Source organism: Paenibacillus sp. 276b (genome assembly GCF_900107875.1).
GTDB classification, from domain to species: Bacteria; Bacillota; Bacilli; order Paenibacillales; family Paenibacillaceae; genus Paenibacillus; species Paenibacillus marchantiae.
This window is the reverse complement of the sequence record NZ_FNRR01000009.1, coordinates 1-14,906: the sequence shown is the minus strand read 5'-3', so window position 1 is coordinate 14,906 and position 14,906 is coordinate 1. Positions and strand designations below refer to the sequence as shown.

The window sequence follows — 14,906 nt, the reverse complement described above, 5'->3', positions numbered from 1 at the left end:
GGGAAGCATATGGAAATCCGTCAAATGGAGAACTTTATCGTCGTTTGTGAGGAACTCCATTTCACACGTGCTGCAGATAAAATCGGCATTTCTCAACCTACCTTGAGCCAACAGATTCGAGCGTTGGAGGATGAGTTAGGTGTTCCCTTGTTCGACCGGGTAGGCAAAAAGATTGTGATGACGCAGGCGGGAATGCTATTTCTGGAGCACTGTGTACAAATGGTTCGGCATTTACAGAATACCCAAGATGCATTAGCTGAATTCCGCAATGATCAGCGAGGCAAGCTGGTGATTGGAGTCCTACCGTCCGATTTGGACTACCGTCTTACTCCATTGCTCGTTAATTTTCATGCCCATTTTCCCAAGGTGAAATTAAAGGTTGTTTCTTCGATTTATGTATTGAATCAAGTGTTGGATAACGAAGTAGACATCGGCATTGAGCTTACTTCCATTTCAGATGACCGTCTTGTCCGCATTCCTTTGTGCAGCGAAGAATACGTACTCGTCGTTTCGGAAAACCACGCTTGGGCTGAACGAAATGAGATTGGAATTAAGGAACTGCGCGATATTCAGACCGTAATGTTCCCAGAAGGATTCACAGGCAGAGAACTGGTTGATGGCTATTGCCGGAAATATGGTTTCACCTTGAATACAATTATGGAGACAAGTTCGGCAACCTCCATTATTAGTCTGGTCAAAGCTAACGTTGGCGGTACGATACTGCCCTATCCACTGATCAAGGCAATGAATGAACCGACATTACGCATCATCCGAATCACGGACGATGCTCCTTACCGTCACTTTGAGATCATTCATCGGTCCGACCGTTACCTGACCCAATCTGCCAAAGCATTCATTGAGAAAACCATTGATTATTTTAATCAAGGATAAGTTCAGAGGGAGAGTGACTTGAATTGCAAATAAAAGAGGTTAACTTGTTCACACATCAAATGGAGGCAATGAAGCAGTTTTACGGTACGTTATTGGAGTTGGAGCTACTGGAGGAGAGTACATCGTCCGTATCGTTCCGCACAGGAAATTCGGTCCTTTCATTTCAGCAAGCTCCTGGCCAGGAAAAGCCCTTCTATCATGTCGCATTTACGATTCCGACAAACCAACTTGCTGAAGCCAAGAAGTGGGCTCAAGATCGAAACATCTCTTTGCTTTCCAAGGACGATAAAGACGAGTTCTATTTTCCCTACTGGGACGCAACTGCTTTCTATTTCTATGACCCGAGTGGTAATTTGATGGAGTTCATCGCTCACCATTCGTTGGATAATGCAGTCGAAGAAACCTTTGATTCTAGGCAGCTTCTATGCATTAGCGAGATTGGCCTGCCTGTCGAAGATGTACCCGGTACCATAAGCAAAATGAATGGACAGTATCACCTTGAACCCTTTGCCGGAGACGGAAAGCAATTTGCCCCCATCGGTGACGCAGAAGGCATGTTTATTGTAATCGATAAAGAGATGCCCTGGTTCCCAGACGGACGTATGCCCGGGGTATTTGCCACTGAGGTGAAGGTTGTAACGGGGCAACCCGGTAGTCTACGTATACAGGATGGTCTGTATTCCATTGTTTCGATTTGATGTTAGAGTGTACTGAATGAAAAGCTCAAGAGGGACGTGCGGCTCAATACTTACCAAAACCATCCTCACAAGTGATATCCGCCTTAAGAATATCGTACAGATTTTGTTTGGAATTCTCTAATTTTTTCTGTGCATCTTCAATTTCTGTTATTTTCGCTTGGATAATGCTCGCTTGTTCATTACTTGAAAATCCCTGTTTAGAGATCATAGATTGGATCTCATGGATCGTAAAACCAACAGCTAAACATTGTTTAACTACATCCAGATGCTGAATAATGCTCTCGGCATATATCCGATAGTTATTTTGATCTCTCAGCATATGTTCATCCGTGATAATACCTATCTTCTCATAATAACGAATAGTGGATATCGGAAGGTTTACACTCTTGGCTACTTCACTAATTTTCATATGGATCGCCCTCGTTTCTTTTTCTTGCTATAAAGTATACTTCATAGTTTACAATCCTCATAGTGAGACGAATTGAGGTAATCCCATAACCCACTCTCACCAATATTAGATATGAGGAGAGATATCCATATGAATACAATTACCGGCCAATTCAACAAAACAAATGATTTTGATACCATCGTCTTGGAGCGCCATTCCGTTAAAGTCTATGACCCTGAAGTCAAAATCAGCCGCCAGGAGATGACCGAGATACTGGCGAAAGCTTCACGTGCCCCTTCGGCGATTAACATGCAACCGTGGCGTTTTCTTGTCATCGACAGTGCTGAAGGCAAAGAGAAGCTTGCACCACTAGCCTCTTTTAACCAGACACAGGCACTAACGTCCTCGGCTGTCATTGCCGTGTTTTACGATGCCAATAACGTTGAATACATGGAAGAGATTTTCAATAAATCAGTGGAACTTGGATACATGCCACAAGACATCATGGATATGCAAATGCAGCAGGTAAAACCTTATTATGCGAACATAAACGCATCCGAACTACGTGATATTAATCTCATTGACTCAGGTCTCATATCCATGCAACTCATGCTCGTTGCCCGTGCTCATGGCTATGATACCAACCCTATGGCCGGTTATGACAAAGGCAAGATCGCTGAAGCCTTCGGCTTGGATAAAGAGCGTTTCCAGCCCGTGATGTTGATCTCCATAGGTAAAGCAGCCAAAGATGGCTATCCTTCCTATCGTCTCCCGGTTGAAACGATTACGACTTGGGCGTAACCAACAATAAATTTCAACACGAACATGCCAATGGAGAACTCTATTTATGAGCATCATTTGTAAACTCATTTCAAATTATCCTGTTGCTCGTGGGCATTACCAGTTAGAAATTAATCGTGTAGAGAGTCATTACTTTCATTCGAAAAATAGATAAAATCTCTGTGCGGTCCTTATAACCAGAGTGCTTCCCCTATGGACTTGGCTTCAGTCAAAGGATTTCACAAATGTGCCCTCTACTGATTTCGACATAGGAACTTTAACGTTAGATTCATAATGGAAAGGTTCATAACAAAAAGGGTCCTAATGACAACTGTCATCAGGACCCTTTTTAATTAAACAAACTTAAATATTATAAGAATTTAACAATCCCTTACTCTACCGTTACGCTTTTCGCCAGGTTACGTGGTTTATCCACATCGTGACCCAGTGCCAGGGAAGCGTAGTATGCAAGCAATTGCAATGCTACAACGGACAGAGCCGGGCTAAGCAGTGGCAGCGTCTTAGGAATTGCAAACGCTTGGTCAACGGATTTCAGCAATGGTGCTACGTGCTCTTCGTACGTAATTGCCAGTACGTCTGCGCCACGTGCTTTCACTTCTTTGATGTTGCTCACGGTTTTCTCCAAAACGTTCTCCTGCGTTGCCAGAGCAATGACAGGGATACCGTCCTCGATCAATGCGAGCGTACCATGTTTCAACTCACCCGCAGCATACGCTTCGGAGTGAATATAAGAGATCTCTTTCAGTTTCAACGATCCTTCTTGTGCAACTGCATAATCCAGACCGCGGCCGATGAAGAAGAGATGTTCATGTTTGGAGATTTGCTCTGCATATCCTTTAATAGCTTCCGCTTGCTCCAGCATGGATTCAACTTGCTCAGGCAATGCTTGCATTGCTGCCAGCATGTGAGCAATCTCTTCTGCTGTTTGCGTGCCACGAACTTGTGCAAGGTACAGACCCAGCAGGTTGAACGCGATCAACTGCGAAGTATACGCTTTGGTAGAAGCTACTGCAATTTCCGGTCCTGCCAGTGTTGCAATCACATCGTCCGCATCACGTGCAATGGAGCTACCTACAACGTTAGTGATGGCGAGTACATGTGCACCATTTGACTGTGCTTCACGCAGTGCAGCAAGTGTATCAGCCGTTTCACCGGATTGGCTCACCACGATCACAAGTGTATCTTTGCTTACGATCGGGGAACGATAACGGTATTCGGAAGCAACATCTGTTTCTACCGGAATACGTACCAGTTGCTCGATTACAGTACGTCCAACCAGACCTGCATGGTACGCTGTACCACATGCAATGATTTGAACGTTACGGATATTTTTGATTTGTTCTTCAGTCATTTTCAACTCAGGAAGTTGAACCTTTTTGCTTTCATTATCGATGCGACCCAGCATTGTATCACGATATGCTTTTGGTTGCTCATGAATTTCTTTCAGCATGAAGTGCTCGAATCCGCCTTTTTCTGCAGTTACAGCATCCCAATCGACACGAATCATTTCCCGAGAAATAAAGTTACCTTCAATCGTCATCAATTCGACAGCATCATGTGTCAATACAGCCATTTCACCATCATTCAGAATGTACACGTTACGTGTATGTTCCAGAATTGCCGGGATGTCGGAACCAATGAAGTTCTCGCCTTCACCAATACCAATAATCAATGGGCTTGCTTGACGCACAGCTACGAGTTTCTCAGGCTCATGCTCTGTCAATACACCCAGTGCGAATGCGCCACGCAACAACGTGATCACTTTTTGCACTGTTTTAACGATATCACCATTGTATTCACGTGCGATCAGGTGAGAAATAACCTCAGTATCTGTCTCGGAAGTGAACGTGTGACCTTGAGCCATCAATTCGTCCTTCAGATCCAGGTAGTTCTCAATAATACCGTTATGCACAACAGAGAACTTCTGGCTTCCATCCGTGTGTGGATGAGAGTTCTCATCCGATGGTTTACCATGAGTTGCCCAACGTGTGTGTCCGATTCCGGCATTACCTACCAGTGGTGCACCATCCAGCTTAGCTTCAAGATTCGCAAGACGACCAAGAGCTTTCGTGATTTGCAGACCTTCTGGTGTGAATACCGCGATACCTGCAGAATCATAACCACGATACTCGAGTTTCTTCAATCCTTCGACCAATACCGATTGAGTGTTCTTATTACCAATATATCCAACAATACCGCACATAGTTTATTTCCTCCGATTGTATATGAATACTGTGTCACGAAGAGAAACAGGCTGGCACGGCATATCGAAAAAATGAAAATGATTGCCTAACGTATCATGAAAACTTTCAATTATTCAATTATCAATGATCAGAGCAGCCTCTTGCCGCTCCGCAGTCATAAGCTGTTATTAGATGCAATCATGAATGTACATCATTTTCCCGTCCGCGCACTGTTCACGCTCTTCGCGCACATTCATTTGAATTTTAGTTGAATCTTGCACCTACCGGCACGTTGTGTGGACAGTCACCCATCCATTTTCCGCAATCCGGTTCACGGCTCTGGTGCATCACCGGGAGGTCCCCGCCGAACAATCCGAACACCTCCACCTCGTCAGCTTGATTGCCGTCGATCTTGCTCAGTAGCATCTTCATTATTTCAAGATTCATACCGATCAAAATCCTTCCCGCGCAACTTCAAGCTCTGGCGCTTGTGTAACTAGTACCTTACGATCCTCACTTTCTGTGTCTGAATGACGACTCCACTCATTATATGCACGTCAGGTTCATTTTGCAATGGAGCAAAGTACCTGTGACAATTTCGGCATATTTACCCACAATCCCGACCGGTTAAACAGACCCATGGTCTCACTAGGCCGGGACGTAGGAATATGGGTTTGTATGGCATAAACCCTGTTAGATTAAACCTTATGAGACAGTGATTCCCTTGATACAACCGTGTTTGGAAGGCCTATAGATCAGGTCCTATACCAGTTCTTTTTGCACAACATCTGCAATTTGAGATACGAATTGTTCAAGTTCATCCTTATCTGGTCCTTCCGCCATAACGCGGATCAAGGATTCAGTCCCGGACGCACGAACGAGTACACGTCCATTATCACCCAGATGCTGCTCTACTGTAGCAATAGCTTGCTCAATCGCCGAATTGCCCTCGTATTTGCTCTTATCTTCAACGCGAACGTTCACCAATACTTGTGGATATTGGGTCATCAGAGCCTTAAGTTCACTCAGTTTTTTACCGGAAGCTTTCATCGTGTCCACGAGCTGAATCGCTGTCAGCATGCCGTCGCCTGTTGTATTGTAATCCAGGAAAATAACATGACCGGACTGCTCTCCACCCAGGTTATAACCCCCACGGCGCATTTCTTCCATCACATAACGGTCACCCACGGCAGTCTTTGCTGTTTTCAATGCCAGTTTCTCCGTTGCTTTGTAGAATCCGATGTTACTCATTACGGTAGATACCACGGTACTGTCTTTCAGCTTGCCTGCACGATTCATCGCATCACCACAGATGCACAGAATGAAGTCACCATCAACCTCAGCGCCTGTCTCATCAATAGCGATCAGTCGATCCGCATCCCCGTCAAAAGCAAGGCCCAGATCCGCATTATGTTTCAGCACCTCTTGTTTCAAATGCTCCGGGTGAGTTGATCCGCATTGCTCATTGATATTCAGGCCGTTAGGCTCAGCGCCAATGGCAATGACTTCTGCACCAAGTTCTCTGAATAATTTGGGTGCCAGCTCATAAGCTGCTCCATTAGCACAGTCCAGAACAATTTTGAGTCCTGAGAACGATTCATTTACCGTTGTTTTCAGGTAGTCCAAATAGCGATAACGGGATTCTTCATCCACAATTACGGTTCCCAAACCACCACCCACAGGGCGCGGCAATTGATCCGTATCTGCATCCATCAATTCTTCGATCCGGTTCTCCGTCTCATCCGACAGTTTGAAGCCATCTCCCCCAAAAAATTTGATTCCGTTATCCTCAACCGGATTGTGGGAAGCCGAGATCATTACCCCTGCATCGGCTTTCAGCAGACGAGCAATATACGCCACTCCAGGAGTGGATACAACGCCCAGACGAATTACATCGGCGCCAATGGACAGCAAACCTGCAACCAGTGCGGATTCCAGCATAAGCCCCGAGATTCGGGTATCCATACCGATAACCACTTTTGGTCTTTCCACACCACCAGCAAGTACATAACCACCACAACGTCCGATGCTGTAAGCCAGCTCCGCCGTTAACTCTTTATTGGCAACACCTCTTACGCCGTCTGTACCAAAATATTTCCCCATGATCTAACTCCTTCTATTCGCATCATATAAGAGCATAAACGTTATTTTTAAAATTCTGTACTGAACATTTTCTTTTACGGATTGGAGCCACTATTACTGCTACCACTGTTATTGGAGTTACCTCGACTGGTATTCCCCTGCTGGCTCTGCTCCTGATTGTCCGTATTCGATTCTGTTTCTTCTTCTCCAGGAGCAGTTTCGGTATCCCCATTCTCGACTTCGGCTGGTGAAGGATCAGGCCCCACCGTCCCTTCATCATTCGGATCTTCGCCAGGAGCAACCGTCGTATCATCAGACTTTTCGCTAATTTTGACGGTAGCGCTCAGATCAACTGATGATTCATCCAGTTTGGCAAACCGAGGCAAGTCAGCCTCAAGCTTTATTTCATGCGTACCTACCGCAAGTCCAGCAAGATCCGCAGTCAACTTGATATCATCGCTACTTAGACCTTCAAGCATCGTTGAAGAACCTCTAAGCGTAATATTCAAGCCGCCACTTTTGGGAGTAACCAGTGTCCCTTCCAGCCCGTTCCCCTCGCCAGTAAGCGTAATGGGTACGTTCGGAAAGACTTTGGTCGTCTCCTGAAGCTCATCATAAGGCGATACCGTCACCTTAAGCTGAATCGAACTAGGCTCGATTTTCTCAAAACCGGGCGGCGGCGTCAAGTCCACGTTAACTGTCGACGTCCCTGCCTCATCGAACTGAGTAAGATCAAGGGTTACTTGGTCGTAGGACTGTATACCCGCAAGCGCATCCTCTGTTCCGTAAACCGAGACTTCTTTCACGCTTGGCTCAACCGTGGAGAGCACCATTCCCTCCGGCAACTGTCCCGAATATTTGATTCTTAAGGGCACAGTTGTATAGGGCTGACTGACAGGAATACGGACTTCTACGGTTTCTGGTGTAACAATCGCATTTTCAATGACCTTGCCTTCGGCATCATATGCCTGAAGCTTCACTTTTTTCTGCGTCACGTCATCCTTCGCATCCTTCACGCTCACACTGCCCTGAACCTTCTCTACGGCGTCAAGCTGCCCTTCCGGCAGAGTTACCTTAACTGGACCTGAAGGTTCAACAACGGGCGTTCCAGCGTTATATCCGGCGGATGGTTCTCCTTCGGGTACAATATTCACATCGAAGGATTTGGTGCCCAATTTTTCCACGTTGACCGTAACCATGGAAGGCTCCATGCTGACTACCTCAACCCCGGAAGGCAGATCAGGCACCAATGGCAGTGTATTGGACCCATCCTTCACCTGACTAAGATCCACTAGCACTTTATAATCATCATTCGTAAAAATCGAAGTTAACATCGAACGCTGCCCTTTAATCTCCAGACGGACCTCATCCGTACTTAATGAAGTAAGTACATAGGAGTTGCTGTCGAGTCCATAAGGCTGAACAGGCACAGTGCGCTCCACAACCTTATTCGTTGTCCCGGTCGAGATTGTTGGCGTAGTTGGTACTTCATCCAGATGTATCATGAACCAGAGCAACAAACTCACCGCTAAAGCGAGAATCTTGGCAAAATTGTTGTTATTGAACCATTTATCCATTTTTACGTCCCCCCTTCCGTTTCCAGAAGGTAGTCCAACCATTCTTTTTAGTCAGATTGGACGTTGGACGCAGTTCTTCGTACAGTTTGGCAATCAATGATTCTTCCTTAATATCACGAACAACCTGTCCATTCATCGCAAGCGACACTTGTCCTGTCTCCTCCGAAACAACCAAACAGATCGCATCCGCAACCTCGGTAATCCCGATTGCTGCACGGTGACGCGTTCCTAGCTCTTTGCTAATAAACGGATTCTCGGACAAAGGCAAATAACAGGCTGCCGCCGAAATCTGTTTGCCCTGTATAATGACGGCTCCATCATGGAGCGGTGTATTCGGAATAAAAATGTTAATCATCAGCTCTGAGCTGACCAGAGATTGCATCTGGATCCCGGACTCCGTGTAATCGTTCAGACCCGTTTCCCGTTCGAATACAACCAGTGCACCAATTTTACGTCGTGACAAATAATTCACGGACTTAATAATCTCACCAATTAACACCGTTAATTCTTCATCACTTGCTGCTGCCGAGCGTCCAAATAGTTTGCCTCGACCCAATTGCTCCAGACCGCGGCGAAGTTCCGGTTGGAAGATAATAAAGACTGCAACGACACCAAACGTAAACATCTGGTTCATTAGCCATTTGAGCGTATAGAGGTTTAGCCACGTACTTAGTGCCCAGATCACTACAAGGAACAGAATACCTTTAAGCAGCTGAACCGCACGGGTACCCCGCACAAGCAAAATCAATTTGTACATAATATAGGTAACGATCAATATATCGATAACGTCCTTAATGGACTCTTTCCACGTTAAGTCAGCAAAATAGTTCATAAGCCAGCCCCCGCTATCCCCATTGATGAGTAAACCCTGCTCTCATATTAACCCATTAGGATTTAATTAATCCTTTTCTCGCATTTGCAAAATCCATTCAAGCTCACTCTCAGGTACAAAAGTTGGCCAGGAAGGAGCACTCTGATCCAACTAACGTATAGACGAATAGAATTATTTCGATCTATATTTTGCGGATTGAAAGACGCTCTTTGGATTTATGCAAAAAGCTTATCTATATGTAGTAGTATGTTCTCTTTAGTATCTAGGTTATAACGTTAACGTTCAGGTTGCAAGTTACGGGAGTCACAAACTGCGCAGAAACAACACAAATCCCATAAATTACAAAGTCATTAGATAAAAAAAGAGTACCCCAGCAATCTGGAGGTACCCTGCTTGGTATATACCATTGAAGAATCTACCCTGATTTAGCGGTAAGCCACTTCATTTACCATATTGGTTATTTTGTACCAGAACCAGTCCAGCGCCTGATCAATACTTTTCACCTGACCGGAAATATGTGCCGTTGAAGCCTGATACAACTGTCCGTCGATGACCGTCAGATTGCCATTTACATCACCGTATACCTGAGCAGTTCCATTCTCTATCGTAAGATCGCCAGCAATGGACTTGCCCTCCGGAACAATAACCGTGTTTCCTTCAATCACGATCTGGTCCAGATTATTTCCCTTAACGACCATTTCGTTATTCTGATTCCAGAAATTCCAGGCGCTAAAGAGCATCACGACCAAAAAGAAGGCTGCCGCCGTCAGCGCGGGATGTCCTTTGACCCATTTGAGCCATATTTGCTGTCTCTTGGGCTGGGGCAGAGCATTCATAATTCGATTGGTCAGCTCATCCGAGGCAGACGGTGAATAGTGTTTCATGGCAAAGAGTAGCATTTCCGTCTGTTCCAACTCTTTAAAGCGCATGCGACAATCCGGACAGGTCACAAGGTGACTTTTCAGTTCAACCTTCTGGGCCGGGGACAACGACTCATCCAAACATTCATGCATTAAAGAGACGGCCGAGTTGCAATCCATATGAGAGCCAATCCTTTCTTAGATCACTTAGTCCTTGCATCGCCAAAAAGCACGCATAAGACTTGCATACATTACATACGTATCCGTTTCGGATATGTTTCAAATAAATTCGCCCAAATAAAAGACGTTTTACATTTACAACTTATACTCCAGTTTTTTACGCAAAAAATCACGCCCACGATGAACACGAGTCTTAATCGTTGTTACGGGCATACCTGTCACATCACTGATTTCCTGTAGCGACAAGTCCTGTAAATATCTCAAAATCATGACTGATTTATACTTGGCCGGCAAACTGTCAATCGCTTCACGGATTAGTGTCTGTGTTTCAGACAAAAGTGCTTCACTTTCTGGTGTACGATCATCGCTTGGAAGCATCGCATAACCATCAGACCCTTCCTGATCATTCAGTTCTGCATCCAATGAATAAGAAGGTTTCTTCCGCCGTAAGCGGTCAATACACAGATTGGTTGCAATCCGGTATATCCAGGTTGAGAACTTCTGGTTCGGATCATACTTCTCCATATTGCGAAACACACGCAAAAACGTCTCCTGTACAACGTCTTCGGCTTCATGACGATTGTTCAGCATCCGGTATGCCAGATGAAACAGTTTGTCCTTGTATAATTCAACGATTTCTGCAAAGGCCCGCTGGTCACCCTTCAGTACCAGCTTAACAAGCCTGTTCTCCAAATTGTCCACCCTTATTCCCCCAGACATGCTGATGGGTCTTCCGCCTTCTGATACCCGTCCACACTTGTAATTCACCAATCAAATCGTAAATCAACTTTGGTCAAAAATCAAGACTGTGCCGGAAAATATCCGCCAAAAACAGTAAAAACGGGAACTCCCGAAGGAGTCCCGTTTCATCTCTCACTCAAGCTGAGGAAAGAATTAAGCTTTTACTATCTATACGGCTGGAAAATTCACTTCATATATTTTAAGCAGATTAACGATCAACCCGTATTCCGAAGTCCTGCTGCAATGCCGTTAATCGTAAGCAACACTTCACGCAGTAACTCTGTGTCATCCTCGCCACGCTCACGCATATCTCTGAGCTCACTCAGTAGTTGGACCTGCATGTAGGACAAAGGATCGACATACGGATTACGAAGTCGGATCGACTCTTGAATCACCGGTACATCATCCAGAATTTCAGCTTCTCCGGTAATTTTCAGAATCAGGTCTTTGGTGAGCTTGAATTCCGATTCAATCTGACCATAGATGCGATCACGTGCTTCCTCATTGGAAGTCATAGCCGAGTATTCCTTCGCAATGACTAGATCCGCTTTGGCAACAGCCATCTGCACCGTATCAATTAGTGTACGGAAGAATGGGAAGTTTTCATACATTTCTTTCAGGACAACCAGATTTTCTTCTTTATCCTGATAGTAACTTTGCAGTCCCGTTCCTGCCGCATACCATGCGGGAAGCAGATAACGACTTTGGGTCCAGGCAAATACCCAAGGAATCGCTCTCAGATCCTCGAACTTGTCGCTGTTTTTCCGTTTGGATGGACGTGAACCAATATTCAGTTCCCCAACCTCAGGTAGCGGTGTCGATTCCTTGAAGAAAGTAAAGAAGTCTGGATCACGGAAAATGAGATCCTGGTATTTCGTCAGAGATACTTCGGAAATATCTTTGATGATGCTGTCCCACTGACGCTCTGATTCCGACTCTTGCGGCTCCAGACCGTTTAGTGCAGCTGTAATCAAAGCCGATGTAGCCTGCTCAAGACTGCGGTATGCAATGCCCTGAAGGGAATAACGGGAAGAGATAACCTCACCCTGCTCTGTAATCTTGATTCCTCCACCAATGGTGTGTGGTGGTTGAGCAAGAATACTGCGGTTGAGAGGCATGCCTCCACGTCCGAGCGCCCCACCTCTACCATGGAAGAACTTCAGCTTAACGCCGTGTTTATTACCAACAGCAGTGATAGCATTCATCGCCACGCGCAACTCCCAGTTGGCTGTAACCACTCCGCCATCCTTGTTGCTGTCCGAGTAACCCAACATGATTTCATGCAGTTCATTCCGTCCACTCACACTTGCGCGATATACCGGAAGGTTGAACAGCTTCTCCATAATTTCCGAAGCGGCATGAAGATCATCAATCGTTTCAAACAATGGAACCGCTTGAAGCGTAGATACCACTTCACCGTTATGTTCTTTGCGGAACAAACCTACTTCTTTAGCAAATACCATAACCTCAAGCAGGTCACTTGCCCCTTGGGTCATACTAATCAGGTAGCTTGTGATACAACCGGCCCCAAACTCGCTCTGAGCACGCTTGATCGTACGGAATACGTCCAGACACTCTTTGGTCCCCTCTGTGTATTGGTGATAAGGGGAAGTCAACGGACGAGGATCATCCAGCAAACGAGCCAGTAAATCGATTTTGCCATCTTCCGTCAAACGAGCATAATCTTCTACGATGTTCATCTTGGCCAAAATCTCTGACATCGCATTTTCATGCTCTTTGCTGTGCTGACGCACATCCAATGCAGCTGTATGGAAACCGAACAACTCCACTTGACGAATCATTTTGCGAATGGTCGTATCCGCTACATAGTCTGCAAAGTGATGACGCAGGCTGCGATCGATAATCATCAGATCATCCATCAGTCCTTGAGCGCTGTCATAGCGATCAGGCTGTCCTACTTTGTTCTCATCCAGGACATTGTTCAGCTTGGCAATCATATATGCCAATTTAATACGATATGGCTCTTTTTCATTCCGCCACATATCCACTTTTTTCAATGTTACACAACTACGGTCTTGCTCAATCGACTGTACCAGCTCATCCGATACGTGGATGATGTTCGTACTGAAGCTGAGATGTCCCATAAGTTCAATCATAATCCGTTGATACTCACGTAAAGCGAGCTTACGCTGCATCAACAGTGTCTGCCATGTTACATCTGAAGTTACCGAAGGATTTCCATCCCGGTCTCCACCGATCCAGGAACCGAACCGCAAATACGTCGGCACATGCCAGTCATGGTCAGGATAAAATTTATTCAGGCAGCGTTCAAGCTCCTGGTATACATCCGGAAGTACATGGAACAACGTTTCATGAAAGTAATACATTCCGTTCCGTACTTCATCAAGCACAGTCGGTTTACGGTCACGAAGCTCATCAGTCTGCCATAGTGTAATGACTTCGTTCAGCAGCTTCTCCCGCAACTGTTCACGTTCACGCAACGTCAGCGTAGGATTATCAAGTGACATGACATCTTCGGATATCCGTTTGTGGATGTCCAGTATAACCCGACGCATGGCTTCGGTTGGATGAGCTGTCATCACCAATTCCAGCGATAACTCGTCTAGAATATCCTCTACTTCCGTGTGAGACAGTCCGCGTTCCTTCAGATCTTGTACTGCTTTTTCAATCGATCCTGGCTGCACAGCGTCCCCTGCAGAACGTTCATAATCCCGTTTACGCCGGATCCGATGGTTTTGTTCAGCAATGTTAACTAATTGAAAATAAATCGCAAAAGCTCGAATCACCTGATGGCGATTTTCCGAGTCTAATTCCTGGATCATCGTTTTGAACTCTGCATAAAGTTCTGGCAAGAACTCTGCACGCAACGATTTGCTCGTTTCCCGAATCTTCTCAACGATATCTAGAAGCTCCGTGCCTCCTTGATGGACAAGAACTTCTCCGAGTATATTGCCCAGGAACCGCACGTCTCGCCGAAGCAGGTTGTTGGATTGGCTTTTGCTGGCGGTTACCATAGTTTCAGTCATGCTTATCCTCCCATCTGATCGTTCCATTCGTACACGTAAATTTGACACCTTCATAACATCATACAATAAAATGGTACGAAAATCTTTATTTTTCTACTAGCAAAAAAGGGGATTTACCCTGATTTATAGCACAAAAACACGCTTTATTATTCATTTTCTTGTTCTGCTTCGATCAATGGTCAAATGCTGTCGCATGATACCTTTTTCACGTACTTTTCATTACTCGAATAACTCATACCTATTCTAAATTTTTCATAAATATACAGTTAGACTGGGAATGTTTGTTGTACCTGAATCGATTCGTATCTGCATGATTTCCATTGTTACAAACCAGACGAAACATAAAGAAACATGACCGGCAAAGCAAGCTTTTGTATACTTTATCACAGTGACGCAATAAATTAAAGAGTGTATTTATAATTTTTTGATTCTTTTAGCAGAATTTAATGAAGGAGTTCGGAGGTATTCTTTCACTTAACAAACGAATATAGAGGAGATTGGTATTATTAATGAGGTGTTGTTTCTATGAAAAAAACAAAAGCCTCTGTATACAGAGGCTTTCTAATGAAACATGAAGCGGGTGATGGGAATCGAACCCACGCTATTAGCTTGGAAGGCTAAAGTTCTACCATTGAACTACACCCGCAAATAAAAATCGGGATGAC

General features: G+C 45.1%; 13 protein-coding genes and 1 tRNA gene. 4 read left to right on the top strand and 10 right to left on the bottom strand.

The window, feature by feature from the left end:
* Positions 1 to 9: 9 nt before the first annotated feature.
* Positions 10 to 891: a LysR family transcriptional regulator gene (locus tag BLV50_RS28335; RefSeq protein ID WP_090811298.1), complete on the top strand. Its 882-nt coding sequence runs from the start codon at positions 10 to 12 to the stop codon at positions 889 to 891.
* A 23-nt stretch (positions 892 to 914) separates the two neighbouring features.
* Positions 915 to 1,589 carry a VOC family protein gene (locus tag BLV50_RS28330; protein WP_090811296.1) on the top strand — a complete coding sequence of 225 codons (675 nt, stop codon included), beginning with the start codon at positions 915 to 917 and terminating at the stop codon, positions 1,587 to 1,589.
* 43 nt (positions 1,590 to 1,632) lie between these two features.
* On the opposite strand, the gene BLV50_RS28325 is transcribed toward BLV50_RS28330, so the two are convergent.
* Positions 1,633 to 1,998, bottom strand: coding sequence for a MerR family transcriptional regulator (locus BLV50_RS28325; protein WP_063567050.1), 366 nt, complete (start codon positions 1,996 to 1,998; stop codon positions 1,633 to 1,635).
* Between the two features lie 129 nt (positions 1,999 to 2,127).
* Here BLV50_RS28325 and BLV50_RS28320 point away from each other — a divergent pair, with 129 nt between their 5' ends.
* The gene (locus tag BLV50_RS28320; RefSeq protein WP_090811292.1) at positions 2,128 to 2,778 is read left to right on the top strand and encodes a nitroreductase family protein; all 651 of its coding nucleotides are present in this window, start codon (positions 2,128 to 2,130) and stop codon (positions 2,776 to 2,778) included.
* A 370-nt stretch (positions 2,779 to 3,148) separates the two neighbouring features.
* Here BLV50_RS28320 and glmS read toward each other — a convergent pair whose 3' ends face one another.
* On the bottom strand, positions 3,149 to 4,981 hold the full coding sequence (gene glmS / locus BLV50_RS28315) for a glutamine--fructose-6-phosphate transaminase (isomerizing) (RefSeq protein ID WP_063567048.1): 1,833 nt from the start codon (positions 4,979 to 4,981) through the stop codon (positions 3,149 to 3,151).
* Positions 4,982 to 5,077: 96 nt separating this feature from the next.
* Between glmS and BLV50_RS33235 the strand changes: the two genes are divergently transcribed.
* Positions 5,078 to 5,233, top strand: coding sequence for a hypothetical protein (locus BLV50_RS33235; protein WP_218135447.1), 156 nt, complete (start codon positions 5,078 to 5,080; stop codon positions 5,231 to 5,233).
* Here the strand turns inward: BLV50_RS33235 and BLV50_RS28310 are convergent.
* The 8 genes from BLV50_RS28310 to BLV50_RS28275 form a co-directional block, all read right to left on the bottom strand.
* Complete coding sequence (locus tag BLV50_RS28310; RefSeq protein WP_218135446.1) at positions 5,226 to 5,393, bottom strand: hypothetical protein; 168 nt, start codon at positions 5,391 to 5,393, stop codon at positions 5,226 to 5,228. The two genes, BLV50_RS33235 and BLV50_RS28310, sit on opposite strands and share 8 nt — an antisense overlap.
* A gap of 330 nt (positions 5,394 to 5,723) precedes the next feature.
* Positions 5,724 to 7,064, bottom strand: a complete 1,341-nt coding sequence (glmM, locus tag BLV50_RS28305; protein WP_063567046.1) for a phosphoglucosamine mutase — start codon at positions 7,062 to 7,064, stop codon at positions 5,724 to 5,726.
* A gap of 74 nt (positions 7,065 to 7,138) precedes the next feature.
* Positions 7,139 to 8,620, bottom strand: a complete 1,482-nt coding sequence (locus tag BLV50_RS28300) for a CdaR family protein (protein WP_177031286.1) — start codon at positions 8,618 to 8,620, stop codon at positions 7,139 to 7,141.
* Positions 8,613 to 9,452, bottom strand: a complete 840-nt coding sequence (cdaA, locus tag BLV50_RS28295) for a diadenylate cyclase CdaA (RefSeq protein WP_063567044.1) — start codon at positions 9,450 to 9,452, stop codon at positions 8,613 to 8,615. Before cdaA ends, BLV50_RS28300 begins: the two co-directional genes overlap by 8 nt.
* 425 nt (positions 9,453 to 9,877) lie before the next feature.
* Positions 9,878 to 10,492 carry a zf-HC2 domain-containing protein gene (locus tag BLV50_RS28290; RefSeq protein WP_063567043.1) on the bottom strand — a complete coding sequence of 205 codons (615 nt, stop codon included), beginning with the start codon at positions 10,490 to 10,492 and terminating at the stop codon, positions 9,878 to 9,880.
* 135 nt (positions 10,493 to 10,627) lie between these two features.
* Positions 10,628 to 11,194: an RNA polymerase sigma factor SigW gene (gene sigW, locus BLV50_RS28285; protein ID WP_017692117.1), complete on the bottom strand. Its 567-nt coding sequence runs from the start codon at positions 11,192 to 11,194 to the stop codon at positions 10,628 to 10,630.
* A 254-nt stretch (positions 11,195 to 11,448) separates the two neighbouring features.
* Positions 11,449 to 14,241 (bottom strand): phosphoenolpyruvate carboxylase, encoded by a 2,793-nt coding sequence (gene ppc / locus BLV50_RS28280; protein ID WP_090811288.1) that lies wholly within the window; start codon positions 14,239 to 14,241, stop codon positions 11,449 to 11,451.
* A gap of 575 nt (positions 14,242 to 14,816) precedes the next feature.
* Positions 14,817 to 14,887 (bottom strand) — tRNA-Gly (locus tag BLV50_RS28275).
* Between the last annotated feature and the right edge of the window lie 19 nt (positions 14,888 to 14,906).